The 20,433-nt window shown below is 43.7% G+C and carries 14 protein-coding genes, 1 tRNA gene and 1 pseudogene; 9 read left to right on the top strand and 7 right to left on the bottom strand.

Annotation, left to right across the window (positions count from 1 at the left end; translation table 11 throughout):
* Positions 1-24: 24 nt before the first annotated feature.
* The gene (gene mutS / locus ACZ5QV_RS04925; protein WP_464601487.1) at positions 25-2,901 is read right to left on the bottom strand and encodes a DNA mismatch repair protein MutS; all 2,877 of its coding nucleotides are present in this window, start codon (positions 2,899-2,901) and stop codon (positions 25-27) included.
* Positions 2,902-3,159: 258 nt separating this feature from the next.
* Positions 3,160-4,509 carry an RNA-guided endonuclease IscB gene (gene iscB, locus ACZ5QV_RS04920; RefSeq protein ID WP_464601486.1) on the bottom strand — a complete coding sequence of 450 codons (1,350 nt, stop codon included), beginning with the start codon at positions 4,507-4,509 and terminating at the stop codon, positions 3,160-3,162.
* Between the two features lie 286 nt (positions 4,510-4,795).
* On the opposite strand from iscB, the gene ACZ5QV_RS04915 reads away from it, so the two are divergent.
* Positions 4,796-5,011 carry a hypothetical protein gene (locus ACZ5QV_RS04915; RefSeq protein WP_464601485.1) on the top strand — a complete coding sequence of 72 codons (216 nt, stop codon included), beginning with the start codon at positions 4,796-4,798 and terminating at the stop codon, positions 5,009-5,011.
* 296 nt (positions 5,012-5,307) lie between these two features.
* Here the strand turns inward: ACZ5QV_RS04915 and ACZ5QV_RS04910 are convergent, their stop codons facing one another.
* A complete protein-coding gene (locus ACZ5QV_RS04910; RefSeq protein WP_464601484.1) occupies positions 5,308-6,732 on the bottom strand; it encodes a P-loop ATPase, Sll1717 family in 1,425 nt (474 codons plus the stop codon).
* A 1,148-nt stretch (positions 6,733-7,880) separates the two neighbouring features.
* On the opposite strand from ACZ5QV_RS04910, the gene ACZ5QV_RS04905 reads away from it, so the two are divergent.
* From ACZ5QV_RS04905 to ACZ5QV_RS04885, 5 genes are all read left to right on the top strand, one after another.
* Positions 7,881-8,276, top strand: a complete 396-nt coding sequence (locus ACZ5QV_RS04905; RefSeq protein ID WP_464601483.1) for a DUF1699 family protein — start codon at positions 7,881-7,883, stop codon at positions 8,274-8,276.
* Positions 8,277-8,603: 327 nt separating this feature from the next.
* The gene (locus tag ACZ5QV_RS04900) at positions 8,604-8,828 is read left to right on the top strand and encodes an SHOCT domain-containing protein (protein WP_464601482.1); all 225 of its coding nucleotides are present in this window, start codon (positions 8,604-8,606) and stop codon (positions 8,826-8,828) included.
* A gap of 9 nt (positions 8,829-8,837) precedes the next feature.
* A complete protein-coding gene (locus tag ACZ5QV_RS04895) occupies positions 8,838-9,338 on the top strand; it encodes a c-type cytochrome (RefSeq protein WP_464601481.1) in 501 nt (166 codons plus the stop codon).
* Positions 9,339-9,429: 91 nt separating this feature from the next.
* Positions 9,430-10,998 (top strand): MAST domain-containing protein, encoded by a 1,569-nt coding sequence (locus ACZ5QV_RS04890; RefSeq protein WP_464601480.1) that lies wholly within the window; start codon positions 9,430-9,432, stop codon positions 10,996-10,998.
* A gap of 234 nt (positions 10,999-11,232) precedes the next feature.
* Positions 11,233-11,628, top strand: a complete 396-nt coding sequence (locus ACZ5QV_RS04885; RefSeq protein WP_464601479.1) for a DUF1699 family protein — start codon at positions 11,233-11,235, stop codon at positions 11,626-11,628.
* 364 nt (positions 11,629-11,992) lie between these two features.
* Here ACZ5QV_RS04885 and ACZ5QV_RS04880 read toward each other — a convergent pair whose 3' ends face one another.
* From ACZ5QV_RS04880 to ACZ5QV_RS04865, 4 genes are all read right to left on the bottom strand, one after another.
* Complete coding sequence (locus ACZ5QV_RS04880) at positions 11,993-12,865, bottom strand: DUF2971 domain-containing protein (protein WP_464601478.1); 873 nt, start codon at positions 12,863-12,865, stop codon at positions 11,993-11,995.
* A gap of 366 nt (positions 12,866-13,231) precedes the next feature.
* Complete coding sequence (gene tnpC, locus ACZ5QV_RS04875; RefSeq protein ID WP_464599339.1) at positions 13,232-14,704, bottom strand: IS66 family transposase; 1,473 nt, start codon at positions 14,702-14,704, stop codon at positions 13,232-13,234.
* Positions 14,705-14,950: 246 nt separating this feature from the next.
* Positions 14,951-15,025: transfer RNA gene (locus tag ACZ5QV_RS04870), tRNA-Pro, on the bottom strand.
* A 194-nt stretch (positions 15,026-15,219) separates the two neighbouring features.
* A complete protein-coding gene (locus ACZ5QV_RS04865; protein ID WP_464601477.1) occupies positions 15,220-15,783 on the bottom strand; it encodes a CDP-alcohol phosphatidyltransferase family protein in 564 nt (187 codons plus the stop codon).
* Between the two features lie 284 nt (positions 15,784-16,067).
* Between ACZ5QV_RS04865 and ACZ5QV_RS04860 the strand changes: the two genes are divergently transcribed.
* From ACZ5QV_RS04860 to mttB, 3 genes and pseudogenes are all read left to right on the top strand, one after another.
* Entirely contained in the window at positions 16,068-17,240 is a 1,173-nt protein-coding gene (locus ACZ5QV_RS04860) for a (Fe-S)-binding protein (RefSeq protein ID WP_464601476.1), read from the top strand.
* A 1,008-nt stretch (positions 17,241-18,248) separates the two neighbouring features.
* Positions 18,249-18,890, top strand: coding sequence for a dimethylamine corrinoid protein MtbC (gene mtbC, locus ACZ5QV_RS04855; RefSeq protein ID WP_464602033.1), 642 nt, complete (start codon positions 18,249-18,251; stop codon positions 18,888-18,890).
* A gap of 27 nt (positions 18,891-18,917) precedes the next feature.
* Positions 18,918-20,411 (top strand): annotated as a pseudogene (gene mttB, locus ACZ5QV_RS04850) ([trimethylamine--corrinoid protein] Co-methyltransferase).
* The last annotated feature ends 22 nt before the right edge of the window (positions 20,412-20,433 follow it).

The following is a 20,433-nucleotide window of genomic DNA, read 5'->3' as shown; positions in this document are numbered from 1 at the left end:
TCCTGCCCTCCTTTTTCCTACTCTTCACTCCTCTTCTTTTTCCTCTTCGGCCAGTTTTTTCAGTTCAAATAGTTTGTTCAGGGCGTCCAGAGGGGTCAGCCCGTTCACGTCCAGGGCTTTAAGGGCCTCTTCCACCGGATTCACCGGATTCGGTTCCCGGCACCGGGCCTGTTCCGCTCCGTTTCCGGGATCGAAAAGCAGCATCTGGGTGTACCTGGTGGTGGCTTTTCCTCTCTTTTTCTTTCCGCTCCGGCTTCCATTTTCATTCCCTTCTCCGGTCCCGGCCTCTTCGAGCAGGTTTTCCCGCTCCAGTTCCGTAAGGATCTCGTTGGCCCTATCAATTACTTTTTGCGGCACCCCGGCCAGGCGGGCCACCTGGATCCCGTAACTTTTATCCGTTGCACCGGGCACGATTTTTCTGAGGAAGACGAGTTCGTGGCCCTCCTCCTTTACTGCGATGTGGCAGTTTTTGACCCTTTTTAACCTCTCCTCAAGGGCCGTTAACTGGTGGTAATGGGTCGCAAAAAGGGCCCTGACTCCCACCCGGCCTTTGTTGTGCAGAAACTCGACGACCGCCTTTGCGATACTGTACCCGTCGTAAGTGCTCGTTCCCCGCCCGATCTCGTCCAGGAGGACCAGGCTTTTGGGGCTTGCATTGTTCAGGATATTGGCAAGCTCCACCATCTCCACCATGAAGGTACTCTGCCCGCTTGCGAGGTCGTCAAAGGCCCCGATTCTTGTAAATATCTTATCCACGGTCCCGATGCTTGCATAGGAGGCAGGCACAAAACAGCCTGCCTGGGCCATGATGGCGATCAGGGCGGTCTGGCGCATGTAGGTGGACTTTCCGGCCATGTTGGGACCTGTTACCAGCAGGAACTGTTTTTCCTTACAGTCCATTTCCGTATCGTTCGGGACAAAACCTCCCGGCACGGAGTTTTCCACAACCGGATGCCGCCCGTCCCGGATGAGGACCGTGCAATCCTCCGTGACCTTCGGACGGGTGTAGTTTTTATCTTCGGCAACTTCCGAAAGGCAGGCCAGGACATCGAGAGTCCCGAGTTCTCCAGCCGTGAGCTGCAGTTTTCTGGAGTGCTCCGAAAGGACCTTTACTATTTCGGAAAAAAGTTCGTGTTCCAGAGCCACGGCCTTTTCGTTGGCCGAGAGGATCAGGACTTCCTTTTCCTTCAGTTCCGGGGTAAAGAAACGCTCCGCATTGGTCGTGGTCTGTTTCCTTATGTAGTCCTCCGATACCTGGCCGATGTTGGCCTTCGTGACCTCGATGTAGTAGCCAAAAACCTTGTTGTACCCGATTTTCAGGGACTTGATTCCGGTCTTTTCCCGCTCCTTCTGCTGGAAGGCCGCAATCCATTGCTTGTTGTTGCTCGCGAGTCCCCGGAGTTCGTCCAGTTCCGCGTTGTAGCCGGGCCTGATCATTCCTCCTTCCCTGACTGTCAGGGGAGGTTCCTCGGCAATTGCCTTTTCGAGCAGTTCGGTAAGGGCTTCAAGTTCCGGAAAAGCTGAAAGTTCTTCTGCAATTTCCCGGAGGAGCCCTACTTCCGCTTCCACTTCCGCTTCCTTTTCTGCGTTTTTCAGGAGGCGGTCCCTTATGGGGGTTACGGCTTCAAGGGACTTTTTCAGGGCCAGGAGGTCCCGGGCATTTGAGTTTCCGTAAACAACCCGTCCTACCAGCCGCTCGATATCTCTTACCCCGGAAAGTGCATCCCGGAGGTCGTAGCGGAGCAGGGCGTCTCCTGCCAGTTCTTCGACTGCGTCCAGGCGCTTGTTGATTTTTTCCACGGAGAGAAGGGGTTTTAAGAGCCACTTTTTAAGGGTCCGGCTCCCCATGGGGGTTTTCGTTTTGTCGAGTATCCGGAAAAGGGTGTTTTCGTCTCCTCCGTCCCGCACGTTTTTCACGATTTCCAGGTTTTTGAGGGTGATCGAGTCGAGCACCATGAAGTCCGTGTTTGAGTAAGTCCTGAGGGTGCTGATGTGCTTTAGGTCCCTGAGCTGGGTCGCTTTTGCGTATTCGAGCGCTGCCCAGGCCGAGGAAAGGGCAAGGGGAAGGTTTTCACAGCCCATACCCTCCAGGGTCATTACTCCGAAGTGCTTCCTTAGTTTGTCCCCAGAGTCCCCAGCTCCTCCGGAAAGTTCCGGGGAAAATTCCTGCACGATTGTCTGTTCCTTTAATAGCTCCAGAACTTCCCGGTTTTCGTAAAGGGATGTCGGGAGAATGCATTCGGCAGGCCTCATGCGGGCAAGTTCGCTTTTGAGTTTCTCAAAGCCTTCAGGGTCTCTGAACTGGGTCGTCAGGAATTCGCCTGTGGAGATATCCAGGAATGAGATGCCGAATTCCATTTCCCTGTCTCTGTCCCGGTCCCTGTCCGGCTTTTCCTCTGTTTCCCTACCTGTTTTTCCGTTTCCGTTTCCGTTTCCATTTCCGTTTTTGTCCTTAATATTAGTCTTACTTTTATTCCTGCTTCCACTCCCCCCGAATTCCCGGCCCGTGACGGCCATGAGGTAGTTGTTCGAGGAATCGGAAAACATGGCCGAGTCTATGGCTGTGCCCGGAGTCACAACCCGGACAACTCCCCGCTTCACGATTCCTTTTGCCTTTTTGGGGTCTTCGAGCTGCTCGCAAATGGCTACCCTGTAGCCTTTGTTTATGAGCCTCGGCAGGTAGGTATCAATGGCATGGTAGGGGATTCCCGCAAGGGGCATCTTTTCTCCGGATTTGTCCTTCCCCCGGCCGGTCAGGGTGATTTCAAGTTCCTTTGCAATCGTTTTGGCGTCTTCTCCGAAAGACTCGTAAAAGTCCCCCATCCGGAAGAAGATCAGGGTATCGGGGTAGGCTTCCTTGGCTTCGTAGAACTGGCGCATCGCAGGGGTTAGATTATTCATTTTTTACTCACTATGTTTGAATTTTTGCTGATTAATAAGGGCCCGGATAGTCAATATGATATGTTTGTGATAATGATTAATGATATGAGGATAGTATAATTAAACAAGAATAGAATCTCTGATGTTTGAGATATTGTGCTGAGATATAGTCTTTCCTTTCGAATCATGTTATTTATCTCAGACAGCAGAAGACCCCTTCCTCGACAGCCGGAGGCTGGCAGGTGGGAGATGAATGCGTCAAGGCTACAGGGGCCGGTTTCAACAGGGCACTGAGGGATCAACCCAGCAAAGTCCCTTTCCGTATTTTACAATTTTGACTTTTTGACTGTTTGCAATTATGCCTGATTTGTTTTCTAAGTCCCGAAGTTTCACATATTTACCGTATGTGATAGATCCCACAACATAATACAAACGTCCTTTGTACTCAACTAAATCCATTGGCTGAATAGGATAGCGTTTTTTCCTGATGCTGTACCTTCCTTTCTTTGTTTTTCTGAGCCTGTAAGTCCTCAGATTTTCTCCGTTAAGATTTTTGTTTCTGGTAGTTCTTCCAGAATTCAATTCTTGTCCGGTTTTCTGAGTGCCATCCCGTGAATCAATATATTTGGCATCGTAAAATTTTGAAAGGCTCCGGTTGTTTCTTCGTATTTGCCGGATTTCATGAGGCACGGATCGAGCCTGAGTGTTCCCTCCAGCAATACAAAAAGCATCGGTTGAATGGGTTTTCTCAAGATTGAGCTCATACCTTCTGGACTTTGTTAAGTATCCGTAAGTTTCTTTTACATCATACGTTTCTTTTAAAATGTCCAAAAGCTTCCAACGTACTATATTCATAAATGTTGCATCTTTGAAGCCTCTTACTTTTGGTTTCCATGTTAAAAGGAACCCTTTGTGATTTTTCTGAGTATGACATTTATTGCAAAGTGTTATCAGGTTGGCAGGTCGATTTGAGCCACCGTTACTTCTGTACTGAATGTGATGGACCTCAAGCAAAGACTGTTTCGATTTGTTCATACAGTCGGGATTTTGGCATTTGTAACCGTCCCGGTGTAGAATGTACGCACGGATATTTTCGTATCCCATTTGCTCTCCTTCCTGATACTGTTTGCCTTCAATTTCTGGATTTTTAATTTTCTGAATATCGAAATTCCCAACTTCAACAACGATTTTAGTTATTGGGATTATTTTAGAAAGATCCTCGATAACTCTTATGTGACTTTCAAGCTTATGCTTGATAGATGGAGCTAACCAGCCTTCTCTGTTTGTGTTTTTGTCGAAGCCAGGTTTTCTGTGCCTTATTTGATTCCTCCGGTTTCTTCGATACATTTTCCGTTCTTCGTTTCTTTCAGGCATTCCTGCAAGAAGTTTTACTTCTCCTGAAATAAGTTCTTCTTTTTCGGATATTGCTGAAAAACCTATATTGAGGAAACCGCTATCTATCCCCAATACCACATCTTGAGTGTAGTTATTAGTGAGATATAATAGTTTGATTGTAAATGGATTTCTTTGTACCACTTCGGCCTTACCTGATTTAAGCAATATTCTTGCTTTTCTCGGTGTTGTTGGCATCAAGGGCTTATCGTATGAATTTTTGACAAATATCTTCATTAATTTGTCCTCCTTGATTGGAGTCAGTCCACATCGCCACTGTTATACTGGCTTGTTAATGACCTGAACACTTCCCCTACCTCTCAGGGATGTTTAATCCAGGTCGAAATCTCCGGGAACGTGTGGAGTATCCACGAATATCATGACCAGTATAACGAGATAGGCTATTCAACTAGGACTTACTGAAGCAAGCCCCTTCCTCGGCAGCCGGAGGCTGACAGGTGGGGGTAGTTGACATTTAACAATAGTTAGAGATTTTCTACTGTGTTCTCAGAGGTGTAATTTTTTGACAGATGGAAAATTAGTCAGGGTCTGCCCGGTCTGCGGGAGTTCGGATCTCTATTATGAAGCCGGAGGCTATACCGGCAAGGTCTATCACTGTAAAGCCTGCGGGTATATGGGGGCTTTCGTTGTCGAGGGTAATGAAGAAATGATTGAGGAAATTCGGGAGAAGTATAAGCGGGAAAAACAGAAGGAAAAGGAAGATGAAAAAGAGAAATAAGGAAGTACAATAATTCGTGGGCATGCAAATATTAAATCCTAAGTACATGCCTTCTCAAGGACATTGTCCCAAATTTGCTGTAAATATTAGGCCGAATTTTTGTGTATTGTCTGTGTTTTGTGTATTCTGACGTGGAATTATTTTTTCAATGACTTTTTAAGATTTATGATTTTACAGAAAATTCGGGACACTATCATTTGCCCAATATTCTCAATATTGTGGTGAATTTATTTTTAACTCGTGGCCATATTGGGAATATGTGTGGTATTTTTGTAGACTTCTGTTAAAGGTCGGCATCAGTCATTGCTTGGTTTTAAATTTAAAGCCTTCCACAAGCCTTTATGAACTACTATTTTTTGATCTCCCATAAAATGACTGTGGATATTACGATACTTAAGGGAATGATATGAATTTTCATCTACATTGCCTATAGCATTACAATTAAAAAGAAGATCTAAAATTTTATCCAAATCAAAGGCAATAAAACCCCTATGACTATTAGACTTGTCCTCTATATCGGATTTATAAAATCTAGTTACTCTCATTAGTTGTAATAGCTTCACTGTGCTATCAATTTCTTCCATAGTTATAAATCCATCTAACTCATCTCGAATTTCTGATATGAAGTACGAAGTTGAATATTCATCAAGACCATTCCAAATCTCTCTTTCACTTGGAATGTCTCCTTTAGTCGATTCTTGAATTTTGTTGAGTAATATAATGAGATCTCGGGGAGTGTGACGGGTATAATTTAACAAAAATGGTAGAGTATTTTTGTTATGCCTCGTTATCGTTTTAGGAAAAAATTCCTCAAAAACATCAGTAGGTTTCCCCAGTGAATTCTTTGCGCGTAAATTTATAAGATTCAACAGGTTTGTAGAATTTATATCTTTGTCTTGGTACCAGTTGAGTATTATCGCAGAATCTTGCTTTATTTTATTGTTATTTGATCCTGGTAATTTCTCAAATAGTTCTGTTCTACATAAGATAATAAATTTAGCATTTATTTCTGCTTTCTTTAATCTCGTGTTGATTCTATCTGCAACTAAAATAAGAGCTCCAAGAGATGTGTATTGTCTATCTTTTTGATCTAGGGTCAACACATTATCTAGCCCATCTATTACGATCAAGTTTTTTGTTCTCAGTTTCAATGAATAACATAAACTTTTCAAAGTTTCAAACAACATTGAAATATCAAAAGGTATTTTTTCCTTTTCTGAAGACCCCAAAGCATCAAAAATATAAGCCTTTATCCCAGCTTTTTTATTTACGGTTGTGCTTACAATATGGGTTAGGTCTTCACTTGGCAAAATTCCATAGCTTTCAAGTGCTGCTGCAACTTTCTTCAAAAGTGGGTTATCATGAAGAGCAGTCTCATCTTTTAATATATTATTTATTAAAGCAACTAAAAGAATATATTCCCAATCGTTTTGAAACTTAATTTCACGAGCTTCTTTGCTAGGAATTATTTTTGAAAAAGGTTTGTAAGGGAAATCTGCCAGATCATACTTTTTAACTTGGATTTCATTATTACTTCTTGACATTAATTCTAATCTTACACCTATGGCTGATTTACCTGATCCTTTTGGACCTAAAACTAGAAAATCATCAGAATTAATCAATTTATCTACATAGCCGTTGTCTAGGAAACCTTCTATAAGAAGTTTCGGTAATTCCTTTTCAGCAGATGACTTTCCAAAAGCAATTTTTTTAAAAGACATAAGGGTAAAAAAAGTTCAATGGATAAAATGATTTCTAAATTATTCCAATTGTCAGTGAGTTATTTCGCATGTACATCTAGAAAAAATCGATTTTTAATTTTTTTTCCTAAAGTTGCAGCCCGGTTTTTGAATTCGTTTTTGGAGTAACGGGCCTCTCACCGACCGCTTTAGGAATGAGTCAAATATAATTTCAAGTATTTTTGTTTACCATTCCTTAACCACGTAAAAGCACGGAATGACACGGAAACCGGCCTTCGGCCGGTGAGTAAGTTGGATCTTTATGCAATAGGATTCAAAATTTAAAAATGACTAAAAAATGCTGGAATAACCTTAATTGCCGTCTTCCCCGAGTTTCGCTTCGGGATCACAGGAAATCAAAGATTTCCTGGGAGTTGCACTGCAAGTGCAACAGCACGGGGTCCGTTTCGCTCGCTTTACGAGCTCAAGCGGACTAAACAACACCAGAACAACCTTAAATATCGTCTTCCTGCCGTCTTTTTCCGTGTATTCCGTGTGTTCCGTGGTTTGAATGCACACACACCAAATACCTCCTCACACAAAAACACAACATGTATGAGTATGAAGCAGCTCCCAAAATAAAACCTGAAGTAATATTTTCACCATTCCTTAGCGGGAGGCCTGTTCTTGAAAACTGAGTAATAATATGAAGAACCAACATCTCCGCGCAGGCCCTTCATAGAACTTTAGAATTCATAAATTTTAATTACATTTTCTTCTTTTAAAACTATTTTATATGCCGGTATTAAAAATTTAAGCATGATATAATAAAAGCCAAAGTTTTTAAATAAGGCTTCTCTTACTTGTAATTATTGGCAAGTTATCTCCAACCATATAGTAAATTCTTAAAAAAACCCAAAAACAAATGTCAATAAACCCCCACCATAGCAGCCTATTTTGCTTCTACGTGCCTAATATGGCGTTTTTTACTGCAGAATGGTAGATATATTGTAGTGGAACCGTCACACAAAACATGAGTTATATACAAAAACTACCTGGCGTAACAAAAACGATAGCTTGAAGACGAATAATCAGTTGAAAATTGGCTTTTCAAACTCAACATTTCCAACCCCATAATGACGCCATAGGACTAAAGTCGCAGGCATCCTGCCTGAGGAATTGTGATATACATGAAACTTCGCGTTGTAAGTTCAAAAGAAGAAATTAATATATTAAAAGAAAGTGAAGAACTCGTTCACCTCGCATTCAGGCCCTCCAACAAAGATATATTTAACCTTATTATCAGGTGCCCAAATGTAAAAGCGGTCCATATTCCCACTTCCTACAAGAAAACAATTTCCAGCTCCGCTCAGATGTACCTCTCAATGCAGGGCATTGTCTTACTTGAGGGTGATGTGTGGGGACACAGGAAAGACATCAATGAATATTCGGAAGTTTCCCCCCGGGTCTTTGAACGCATAAATGAACTCAAGTCCGAAGGGCTTTCCGAGCCGGGCATCGTTGAAAAGGTTATGAGGGAGACAAGACTCAGCTCAGACTTTGTAAGCTTTATTATGTCCAATTGATGTTTTAAAAAAGTAACTCTGTTTGCCGGTCAAATCCTGATCGGCTTTTATTTTTTCATTTATTGATTTTGATTTTCTTTATTTTCTGCTCTTTTTCTTTATTTTACGGGAAAAAGGGAAAGCGACATCTGCGAAATACCGCTATAACTTTTTTAACTTTTTTCATAATGTTGCAGCGTGGTTTTTAAGTTCGTTTTCAGAAAAAAGGGCCTCTCACCGTCTGCTTTAGCGGGAGGTCTGTTCTTGAAAATGAATACAATACATTAAATAAAAATAGATCAAATAATATAATCATTGCAATTCGGGGGGATTACAATAGATGGCTATATGGGTAATTACGGGTACGGGTTGGGCTATACTCATATGTTCTTCGGACTCATATTCTGGATTCTGATAATCGCAGGTACCTATCTGCTAATCAAATGGTTTGTTGAGCAGAACAAAAGCCGCGGAGAGGGGCAGATGTCTGCGCTGGAGATTGTAAAGGCCAGGTACGCAAAAGGTGAGATTAGCGAAACAGAATTTGAAGAGATGAAAAAGCGTCTGGTCTGAGGGGGGAATATGAACGTAAAATCGATCCCTCCAATTGCCATTCTGATGATCCTTATCGGCCTTGGAGGTCTGCTGTTCTTAACGTACGACAGCCCGGGATACATGAAATCTTTTTATGGCAATGACTTAAAAACCAGCTTTCAATCCAACGGGGAACAGATATACTACACCGGATACAACGACCAGGGACAGCGTATCAGGACCACCGGGGGGCCTGTATGGCTATACATGCACGGGGGAAGTTGCGTGGACTGCCACGGGGTAAACGGCAGGGGAGGGGTGCCTGTCATGATGGCTACGGAAATTCCGACTGATATTACCTATGCCAGCCTGACTTCCGGGGCGGAACATGGGGAAGACGAACATTCGCCTTATACAAATGAGACCATAATAATTGCTATCAGAGACGGGATTGACCCGGCCGGGAATCCGCTTGACCCTACCATGCCCGGGTGGCAGATGTCTGACAGGGATATCGAGGACCTGCTCGGTTATTTGAAAACTCTCTGAAGCTTAAAAAGGAATTGATAGAGATCTTGATGCGAGAAAAAGTTTCTATAATCTACCGGGAAGCTGATGCAATATATTGGGGGAGTAAAACATGAAATATTCAAATCTACTTCTATCAGGCATTATTCTGGTTTTCAGCATATTACTATTGGTTGCAGCTGCACCCTTTGCTTTTGCCCAGGCGATGGGCCAGGGTTCTATGGGGTCCGGTTCCATGGGGGGAGGGATGCATGGGGAGCAGTTTGGGCATATGGATGAGCGCTTTATGGGATTTGGGGGACATACCCTTCTGGAGCTTTCGAGTATGTTCGGGGTCCCGGTGGAAGACATAATTGCCGACCTGAGTTTGCCCGCAGATACCGACCCGAATAAGACAATTGCCGAGATCGAGGCTGAATCCGGGGTGTCGGTTGATATGACCGCAAATTACATGGCTCTTCATATGAGGAACATCTCAACTTCTGCAAGCGGAAGAGGGCTCGTGGATATGAGGCAGCAGGCCATGCAGGGGATGAGGGCATACGGAAGGGTGGATGGCCTTAATTTTATGATGCAGGGGATGTCTGCATACGGAAATTACACAACTTTCGGCTTTGACGAATCAGGAGAAATAAGCAATTTTGCAGTTTCCGGGGACCTTCTGTTCGATTCCGTGAAGGTTTCGGATTTTGATTTCAAGAGTCAGGAGATTTACGGAGCAAGCGCTGTATATACCGGCAGTTCCGGCATTATCAGCCTGCATGATGGCCCCATGGCAGCCTTACAGGTCAGGGCGCTTGCGGATACGAAAGTGGTTTTCGACCTGGCGGAAGACGTCAGTGCAGGCCTGGATTCCGAAGAAGCGGATGAAGTGGTCCTCGTAAAAATAAGCAAGAATAACTTTGAAGGCTACCTTATCGCAAGCAGGGATTACCCCGGAGGGAATGTAACTGGAGACCCCCAGGAGGTTGCAGTCGATATCACGGGGGAAACCGTAACTGTGGACCTTGTCAGGGATAACTGGCTGGTCTTCAGGGCCGTACCCATGCTCCCGCAACAGCACCAGACCCTGTTCCGCTATTCGGAGAACTGGACGCACATGCACGACCGGATTAACCGGGGAATTGCAGGAGGAAATGTGGGCGCTGAGATAAGCATCCGGAATAGAGGGCAATCGGTATCCATGATGAACTACACCCCGGTCAGCGTTCAGCTAAAGGAAACGGCCCGGAACCGGGTGGTTCTGGGCGTTTCATCGGACCTAAAAGAAGGTCAGGTCGTCACGGTAAATCTTGACCGCGAAACTATGGACCTCACTCGCCCGGAACGCATCCGGATATGGCATGACGGCACTCAGATGAGACGGGCAGACAGCATCGACGAACTGTTTGCCGGAAACACAACGCCTCTTTGTTATCTGATGTACGACAACGAAACAGCCATGATGGCGATGTATATCCCGGAGTTCTCTGAAAGGGAAATCATAATTGACCTGGCCCCAGAAGGCGCTGAAAACGAAACCGTCGAAACAGCCGAAACTGAAGAAGAAGCCAATGAAAATGATTCCGGGGAGGAGCCAGAAGAAACAGAGCCGGATGAAGGAAAATCTACTCCAGGCTTTGAGCTGCTGTTTTCAATAGGAGTCCTTGGAGCTGCCTCCTTCCGAAAACTATGGAAGTAAGGGCTAAATAAGGAAATTTTCTTAAAAACACACAAAAGTATGTATTTTGATTTACAACCCCACTTTTAATATTTTTTTGTATTCTAATATACTATATTTTATAATTGTCTAACAAAAGCCAACGTTTTTAAATGAAGCCACTCTTATTTGTATTTCTTACTTGTAATTATTGGTAAGTTTTTCCACTCCCCACAGTAAATCCTTAAAAAAACCCACAAAACAAAAGTGATATTTATGAAACTTCGCGTTGTAAGTTCAAAAGACGAAATTGAAACATTGAAAGAAAGTGAAGAACTCGTTCACCTTGCATTCAGGCCCTCCAACAAAGATATATTCAAACTTATTATCAGGTGCCCGAAGGTAAAAGCGATCCATATCCCCAATTCATACAAGAAAACCCTTTCCGACTCTGCCCAGATGTATCTCTCAATGCAGGGCATTGCCTTACTTGAGGGTGATGTATGGGGACACAGGAAAGACATCAATGAATATTCGGAAGTTTCTCCCCGGGTCTTTGACCGCATAAAGGAACTCAGGTCAGAAGGGCTTTCCGAGCTGGAGATTGTTGAAAAGGTTGTCATGGAGTCCGGACTCAGCTCCGACTATGTAAACTTCATTATCTCATCCTAATTTATTTAAAAAAGAATTTGTTTGCCGATCAAATCCTGATCGGTTTTAATTTTTCCTTTTTTAAGGCCGATGTTTCGGGATTCCCGGCGAAGAACTCCAATTTTTAAATTTAATTCTTGTTAGATATTTTTTATTATACCTCTTGGAGTGGATTTTCTCTTACAGATGGATACTTGTTCGATTCTGTCCGGTCTGTGGGGGCCTTCGTTGTCGAGGCCAACGAGGAGATGGTCGAGAAAATCCGGGAGAAGTATGAGCGGGAAAAGGAGCAGAGAAATAAGATAATTATATAATTTTTGGGTATGTAAATAAGAGCTATATATACCGGCCTGCAGATTTAGCAAGAAAGATTTTAAGCACGGGATTACCTTAAAAGCTGAGGGTCTAGTTTTTCAATTTTCACCTCATATTTTCCAGGAATTTCTTTAGCTTTATAAAAATTAACATCTATTCCCTCTTTTATATAGCATCTATCAATGATATCAATGATTTCGTGAATTTTTTCTTTTTGTTTATTGTCTTCCTCTATTTTTTCAAGTGCTTTCGATCCAAAAACAACACCTTCTAAATCTTCTTTTTTATAATTTATCGTGTTGTTCTCCTTAATATCTCCCTTCCACGAGAGTAATCGCCATTCTTTTTCATATCTCCAATCAGAATGTTTAGTAAACGGAAACATGGCAAGTTTTTCATAATCTAACTTTAACACATTTACCGGAGATGGCATTTCTTTTGTATATTTTACCTCAACAAATGGAATTACTGGACTCTCTAAATTTAAACAATATTCACTTTCTTTTAACTTTGACCTGAAACGAAGGCATATCCCCTTGTGATCATTTGCATAATGACTCCACATCAAAATATTAGTGGCTGTTTTACTGAAACAACAAATCCTAATTGGGTTTCTTTCATCTAAGTCATTGAGATTATGACTGAAATATTCACGAAAGTTTTCACTATTTGGGTCCAAACAATAATTACTATTTCTATCGCATGTCACTATGCCTTTTTTTATCCAATCAGTCAAATTATTTATCTGACGTTTTTTTCTAAAAAATTCGTCCCATTCTTTTCGCGTTCCTCGATACATATAATTTATTTTAGAATCAAATGGATCATTGAATTCGATTGGACATTTAAAATATAATTGATGTTTTTCCAAATTTTCTTTTGTATACTCATCTATTTTGCAATACTTGAAAAATAGCATTTCATTTTGCTTACCATAATTCATGGAAACTTCATCCCCACCAAGGTTAGCAACAACAGCATGTTAATACTATGTAGTGTCGCGTCAACAACAAAGTGTTTAGTAATTACGAGCTATTGTAATTGATTTTATACGACATTACACGCATGGCATAACACTAGATCGATTGCGTGCAGTAGGAGCTATACAGGATACCAATAAATGAGACATCAAAAATATAAGAAACTGATCCCCTCCTTTTTTATGATAGAATAGACGAAGAAGTTGATGTGTATACCTAAAAGTTATTTCTCTTTTTTGGAAAACCCGGCCTTCTGCGTCGGCCGGTGAGAGCGTTGGATTTGAAAATAAATGGTAACTATTCAGCCTACTGATAAAAAAAGCATAGTTTCAGCTAATGTTGCAACTATCGGATAATAGCGGCGCTCCATTGAGCGCCGCTCGAATAGCATCCATGACATTCAAGCTATTCTTTCTAATAGTGGATATGTATCCCCGAATTCTGCAGAAAGCTACCGCTCCTTCGATGCTTCGGAAAGTTCCCGAAATCTTCTGTTGTAGCTTCATCATTCTGATGTCTCGCTCTGCTTGATTATTATCAAATGGAACTCTCAGGTCATTGAGGAATTTCAGAATCCTATCCTTGTATTTTATGAACCTATCAAGGAGATTCTTTGCTTTTGTTTGTGCTGGTCTTCCTCTTTTTTTAACCTGTTTTGAGAGGTCAGGAGGTGGATTTTCTTCAATTCCCTCTTTAATTATTTTATCGTATATTTCCTCGAATGCCCTGACTTTTATTGGATCTATTGGAATTTCCATTTCTCTGCATTCGTCGGTATATTTTTTTACTTCACTCAGAAGTTCATTTACTTTTTTAGCCCATTGCTGCTCAAAATTCTCTTCAACTCCAGTGAGGTCCCTCTTAAGATGAGCATTGCAGAGAGCATGTTCACATCCATATTTGTTGTATGATGCCCAACCATCATGAACTACTACCCCCTTGTATTCTGGAAGAAAACCCAAAGCATTCATTGCCTCTGATCCTCTTTTTGGATGTACAAAATAGTATGTCCACAGACTGTTTGAAACAACATGGAGCCACCATTTTGTCCCTAAAACCCTCATTCCTGTTTCATCACAATGTACAGAATAGGCTACCCGTAGATGTTCGAAAACAGCTTTTTCGAAAGGTTCCAATTTCTGGAATAATTCCTTTTCAGCTCTTTTTATGGTAGCAGGGCTGATACGTATTCCATAAAAGTCCTCTGACAAATCACAAATCCGTTTATAAGGAATCAATTGAAAGTTCCTTAAATATACAAGAGAGGATAAAAGGCGAGGTCCATATTGAATAGGGAATTTTATAGAGTCTGGAAAAGTACCTTTGTTTATTTTCCCACAGTGAGGGCATTTCTTGGACTCAGCACGATGTTCGGTAAATATGATGTTCACAGGAGGAATATCAGCTTCTTGCCTGCGTTCACAGTCCCGAACTTCAGTATCTTCAAGATCATGACCACAATTTTCACAGCAGTGAGGGGAATGAAATATTATATGGTCAGGATCCCCAACCATTTCGAAAGTACTTCCAGAATGACCTTTTTGACCACCAGGTTTTTTCCCACTTCTTGTGCGGCTACTCTTAGGTTTAGGTTTTTCATTCACAAAAACGTCAGTAGAAGGAGGTTTACTGCTGTTTTGGCTGTTTTGATTTAGACGAGCCTCTAAAACCCTTACACGTTCCTCAAGTTCAGCAATTTGAGAAGCCTGTTTCTCTATGATAGTCTCAAGTCTCTGAATTACAGCAACGACTGCTTCAGGGCCTTCTTCATAGATTTCAAGAATCTCTTCACGTGTAAGCATGATACTGAAGAGATAGAGTTATTTTATATGCAATTTTTCCTCGAAACGAGGAAAAATTGCCTTTGTTCAAAGTATGGCTGAATAGTTACAATAAATGTTAAAAATCCGGCACTGGTTCCGAAAAATAAGCTTAAAAAAGTGAAAGGATATTGAAAATAGAAATTACACAGAAAAACAGAAATAAGAAAGCAAAGAAAGTAAAAACTCTTTGGTGGTAAAAACAATCCGAAAATAAGAGTGTCATGATGGGGCCGCTGAGATTTGAACTCAAGTCGCAAGACCCCCAGCCTTGCAGGATGGACCAGACTACCCTACGGCCCCGCAGAGTAATTTTGTTTAACTTATCCCGATGACAGGACTTGCCACCGTAAAACTATGTTAAATATACATGTAGTATAAATATATATCGGTGTGAGGGTAATTTAAGAGATATTTGCTTCTCTTTTACCACTCATCCTCTATCTTTTTTTAACCCGCATGGGATTTTATGGCCTCGATTCAGGCCGGGTTTTGCTTCAGGGTTTTTTTTCAAGCAAACTTTTTGCCCTGAGCAGCCGCTGTATAATTGTGATATGGGTAAGGACTGCGATAGCCACAAGGGCCCAGCCCACAAAACCCAGCAGAGCCCCGGCGGTCAGTATGAGCATACGCTCGGTTCTCTCCGCAATTCCCACGGCAAGCTTTTCGCAGCCTGCGGACTCGGCCCGGGCCCGGGTGTAGCTTACAAGGAATGAACCTGTAAGGGCAAAACCCGCCCAGAGCCAGGTTTGTACTCCAAATATCGGGGAAAGGATAAGTTTGCCGTCAATTGCCCCGTAAATGATCCCTAGAAACATCAGGGCGTCGGAATAGCGGTCGCAAACCGAGTCGAGCACTCCCCCGAAGGGGGTTATGCGGCCCTTCGCCCTTGCCACGGCTCCATCCAGGGAATCAAAAAGGCCACTGAAAAGGATCAAAAGCCCTCCTTCAACAGGCTTTCCGAGAGCAAAGGCAAAGCCTGTGGCTATGCTCACTAAAAAACCAATGAGGGTCAGAGTGTTTGGAGACAGAGGTATACCTCGAGCAAGCGGGGTTGTCATGTCCCTTACACTATTTTTCAGGTCGTTGAATATCTTGATCCCCTCTTTCTTCCGTGTCTTCCGTAATTTAAATTTTCTTTTGATATTGGTTATAGAATTTTGGTACTTGATTATAATGGGAGTTTGTTTGATTTAGTCCTATCTTTTTTTAAAAGATGGGCCGGAATTGGAGCTGAAAATATTTTAAATATCCAGGGCCAGATTCCGATAAAGTTTTTAAGTATGCCCTGAATTGCTCTGGACAGGACTGATAATTTCTGTACTTTTTAGATGGAGTTTCAAAAATGGACCCTGTGACCAAGCATAAGGAACTGTGCACGCTCTGCGGGCAATGTCTGGAAGTCTGCCCGATGCATGAGGATATTGGACTTATTGAAAAATTATACGCTTTTCTTGAGGGCGAGGCTGGAATTGAGCCGGAAAAGCTTTCTTCCTGTCTGACCTGCGGGCTCTGTGTCGAGGCCTGTCCTGAGGGCCTGGGGCTTAAGATGCTTATTTCGCCTGCTCGGATGAAACTTGTTGGGGAAAGAGGTCTCGGAGATCGGCAGACCATGGTTGACCCGGATGCTGAAAACAACATTTTTAGAAAAATTCTCGAAATGACCGGGGAGCCTGAAGTCCCGGAGTTTAAAGCCGGGCCTGCTCCTGTCGTTTACTTTCCGGGCTGTGCTGCGACCTACATCAACACCAGCATGGCCGAGGCGGCCGTGGCTCTGCTTGAGGAAGCCGGAGTTGATTACTCGGTTATGAGTGGGCTTGAATACTGCTGCGGGGCGGTTTCTGCGGGAGCCGGGAATCCGGGGCCTCTTCAAAGGAAGGCGGAAAAGAACCTGGAAGAACTCAAAAAGAGAGGAGTGAAAGTCCTGGTTACAGCCTGTCCGGGCTGTTTCAAGGCTTTTAAGGAAATTTATCCCAGGATGTTCGGGGAACAGGACTTTGAGGTCCTTCAGATTTCCCAGTATCTGGAGCGGCTTCTTCGGGAAGGTAAACTTGTCCCGAAAATTCCGCTCGAACACAGGGTCTTTTACCATGACCCCTGCCACCTTACCCGGAGCATGGGGGTTTACAGGGAGGCCAGGGCTGTCCTTGAAGCGGTTCCCGGAACGGAGCTTGCCAACAAAAGCCCTGAGAACTCGGCCTGCTGTGGCTTCGGGGGTGGAGTCAGGATAAGCTCCCCGGAAAAGTCTCTGGACATTGCCTCCGACCGGCACAGGGCCGCCGCGGAACTTGGCTGTGACCTTATCATCACAAACTGTGGGGGTTGTATGCAGAACCTTACTGAGGCCGGGGGTGATGGGGACCCGAAGGTTGCAGACCTTGCGGAGTACCTGGCCCGTTCTTTCGGAAAGGAAATTGCCAGGGACGACTCTAAAATGTTGGAATTGGCTAACAGGGCTTATTCTCTCTGCATCATGGATTACAAGCAGCCTGATGGGTCAACCAAAAAATATATATAAGCATTAAATTTATAATTATTTTTTTAATGATATTATATATTACTCATTAAAAAACGATATCTATAGGCCCCTTTGTTTTCAGGGCTTATTGACTACTTCAAATATTTTCCTTTTTTTATTTTTTTAAGAATCAATCTTTTTATTTCGGGAATATTTCAAAAAAACAAATAATATTGCGTTCCGCCCAATCCGGGGCCAAGTCTCCCGCATAGAGTAATTTCCTTCAGGACATGTTTTTCTCTCTTTGCATCCTGAGTTAAAGAGAGGTGTTCTGTAAATGCAGTAATCATCCAGCAAGGAGGCCGATCCTGAAATGTCTGTATAAGTCTATAAAAAAGAGGGTTTTGGGTTCCAGAACTGTATGTTTGAACTCTGCCTTTTTTCCGGGTTGGCATTCCCTTGAGGTCTGGATGCAATTATTTTTTATTTATTATTCAGAACTAATTATACTAGCTAATATATATATTTTTTGCTTTATGCCGGGCACATTTTACAATAAGGCCACTGTTTCAAAGATGATAAATAAAAGTATATATACTATTTCCCAAAAGGCTCACAACCCATCAGCAAAATATTTATACCAGTACTTTGCAAGTCATTAGTGGAGATACCTGTGATATTACGAGTTAATGGCAGGGAATCATTGAATAATGTCCAAAGCATGTTTCCCGATATCAAAAACTCATGAACCCCATATCATTCATGCTCTCCCAATCCACAATGAAGGTGGACTCACACCCGTGAGAACTTCAACTCCCACTCCCGGGTACCGTGACTCCCATTCGGACAACTCATGATCCCATTTATGAGTGTTTGAATTGCTTCCTCTGTGACTCATGAACCCCTACCTGAACTAGCCTTGGCTTTCTCAATGTGGGGCCGGTTCTTCTGGACTCTGCGCTATCAGCTTAGCTTTGGCTATCATCGTGTGGCTCATGATCCGGGAATCAATGACAGATAATTGCAGGTAATCAGGTATCTGATTAAAAATAATATGGAGGATGCACCATTAGCAACGAAGAACTACTTCAGGAACTGTCCGATGCAATAGTTTCCTGTAAGAAAGATAACGTACTTGCCGCTGTCGAAAAAGCAAGAGGGAAGATTGATCCCGCTGTAATTATCGAAAATGGCCTTGCAGTAGGTATGAACCAGGTCGGAACTCTTTTTGAAAGAGGTAAACTCTTCCTGCCCCATGTAATGATGGCCGCAGACGCAATGACCCAGGGTGTCAATGCCCTCAAGGACCTTATGCCAGAAGGTGCGGATGGGAACAAAATGGGCGTTATCGTTAACGGAACCGTAGAAGGCGACGTTCACGACATCGGAAAGGCAATCGTGTCTACCATGCTCCAGTCTGCCGGATTTGAAGTCCACGACATCGGAAGAGATGTCCCAATCAGGAACTTCATCGACAAGGCAAAGGAAGTCAATGCTACCATGATCGGGCTTTCCGCACTTATGACCACCACCCTCCCGGGCCAGAAGGAAGTTATTGAACTCCTGAAGGAAGAAGGCATGAGGGACAGTGTCAAAGTGATGGTCGGAGGAGCACCTGCTACTCAGGCATGGGCAGAAAAGATTGGCGCAGACTGCTATGCGGAAAACGCAAGCGAAGCTGTGGCAAAGGCAAAGGAACTTCTTTTATAACTCTAATTTTTTCGGAGGTTTTTAAAAATGGCACAAAATAATGCAGTTGCAGGAAGCCGCACCCTTAACGGTGTGGAATTAAACCTTTTCACTACTGAAGAGCTCAAGGCAATCCACTATGCCACAATGGAAGTCATGCAGACCCCTGGTATCCAGGTCTCTGACGCTGAAGCAAGGCAGATCTTCAAGGAAAACGGTTGTGAAGTAAACGAAGAGACCCAGGTCGTAAAGATCCCTGAGTTCCTTATAAGAAAGGCACTCCAGCTCGCCCCCTCAAGGTTCACCCTCGCTGGCCGTCAAAAGAAGTACAACACCCTCATGGAGTGCGGCGGAAAGGTACACTGGACCTGCTTCGGTACCGGTGTCAAGATGTGCAAGTACGAAGCCCCTGGCAAGTACACCACCGTTGACTCCGTTGACAATGACATCGCAGAAATCGCAAGACTCTGTGACTGGGCAGAAAACATTGACTACTTCTCCCTCCCTGTTTCCGCAAGGGACTGGGCAGGCAAGGGCGCACAGGACGTCCACGAAACTTTCACTTCCCTGACCAACACTCAGAAGCACTTCCACCACATCGACCCTGTCGGTGAAAACGTCGAGTACTACTGGGACCTCGCAGTCGCATATTACGGTGGGGACGCAGAAATGGCAAGATTGAACCCCATCTTCTCCATGCTGCTCTGCCCAACCAGCCCACTCGAGCTCAGTGTCAATGCCTGCCAGGTTATCATCAAGGGTGCCCGCCTCGGGATTCCTCTTAATGTCCTGAGTATGGCAATGTCCGGCGGATCTTCCCCGGTTTACCTTGCAGGAACCCTTGTGACCCATAACGCCGAAGTTCTCTCCGGTATCGTGCTCGCTCAGCTTGCAAAACCCGGTGCCGCCTGTATGTACGGCAGTTCCACCACAACCTTCGACCTGAAGAAGGGTACGGCACCTGTCGGATCTCCTGAACTCGGTCTCATCAGTGCATCCGCTGCAAAACTCGCACAGTTCTACGGCCTTCCTTCTTTCGTTGCAGGCACTTAGTCTGACGCCAAGGTCCCTGACACCCAGTCCGGTCACGAAAAGACACTCACCTGTCTGCTTCCTGCCCTCTCTGGCGCAAACACCATCTACGGTGCAGGGATGCTTGAGCTTGGTATGACCTTCTCCATGGAACAGCTCGTTATCGACAACGACATTGTTCAGATGACCAAAAAAGTCATGGAAGGGGTCCCTGTCTCCGAGGAAACCCTCGACATCGAATCCATACAGAAGGTAGGCATCGGGAACAACTTCCTTGCACTTAAGAAGACCATGAAACTCGTGGATTATCCCTCCAACCCAATGCTCATCGACAGGAAGATGTTCGGAGACTGGGAACACGCAGGTTCCAAGGACCTCGCAACCGTTGCTCACGAAAAGGTAGTAGACATCCTCAAGAACCACGTAGTGCCTGAACTCGGCGCTGAAGTTCTCGCAAACATGCAGGCTGTTGTTGACAGAGCAGACAAGGCCTTCAGAGACAGCAGGTAAAGGCAAAACCGGGATTATTTAA

The sequence above is a fragment of the Methanosarcina baltica genome, from assembly GCF_055394095.1.
Note: the sequence above shows the minus strand (reverse complement) of the source record. Positions and strands in the feature narration are given on the sequence as shown.

Bases quoted from the DNA above. Each gene is read 5' to 3' on its own strand.
- ACZ5QV_RS04910 (WP_464601484.1), bottom strand. From the start codon at position 6,732: ATGTCTTTTAAAAAAATTGCTTTTGGAAAGTCATCTGCTGAAAAGGAA.
- ACZ5QV_RS04880 (WP_464601478.1), bottom strand. From the start codon at position 12,865: ATGAATTATGGTAAGCAAAATGAAATGCTATTTTTCAAGTATTGCAAA.
- ACZ5QV_RS04905 (WP_464601483.1), top strand. From the start codon at position 7,881: ATGAAACTTCGCGTTGTAAGTTCAAAAGAAGAAATTAATATATTAAAA.
- ACZ5QV_RS04895 (WP_464601481.1), top strand. From the start codon at position 8,838: ATGAACGTAAAATCGATCCCTCCAATTGCCATTCTGATGATCCTTATC.
- iscB (WP_464601486.1), bottom strand. From the start codon at position 4,509: ATGAAGATATTTGTCAAAAATTCATACGATAAGCCCTTGATGCCAACA.
- ACZ5QV_RS04865 (WP_464601477.1), bottom strand. From the start codon at position 15,783: ATGACAACCCCGCTTGCTCGAGGTATACCTCTGTCTCCAAACACTCTG.
- tnpC (WP_464599339.1), bottom strand. From the start codon at position 14,704: ATGCTTACACGTGAAGAGATTCTTGAAATCTATGAAGAAGGCCCTGAA.
- ACZ5QV_RS04900 (WP_464601482.1), top strand. From the start codon at position 8,604: ATGGGTAATTACGGGTACGGGTTGGGCTATACTCATATGTTCTTCGGA.
- mutS (WP_464601487.1), bottom strand. From the start codon at position 2,901: ATGAATAATCTAACCCCTGCGATGCGCCAGTTCTACGAAGCCAAGGAA.
- ACZ5QV_RS04860 (WP_464601476.1), top strand. From the start codon at position 16,068: ATGGACCCTGTGACCAAGCATAAGGAACTGTGCACGCTCTGCGGGCAA.
- ACZ5QV_RS04885 (WP_464601479.1), top strand. From the start codon at position 11,233: ATGAAACTTCGCGTTGTAAGTTCAAAAGACGAAATTGAAACATTGAAA.
- ACZ5QV_RS04890 (WP_464601480.1), top strand. From the start codon at position 9,430: ATGAAATATTCAAATCTACTTCTATCAGGCATTATTCTGGTTTTCAGC.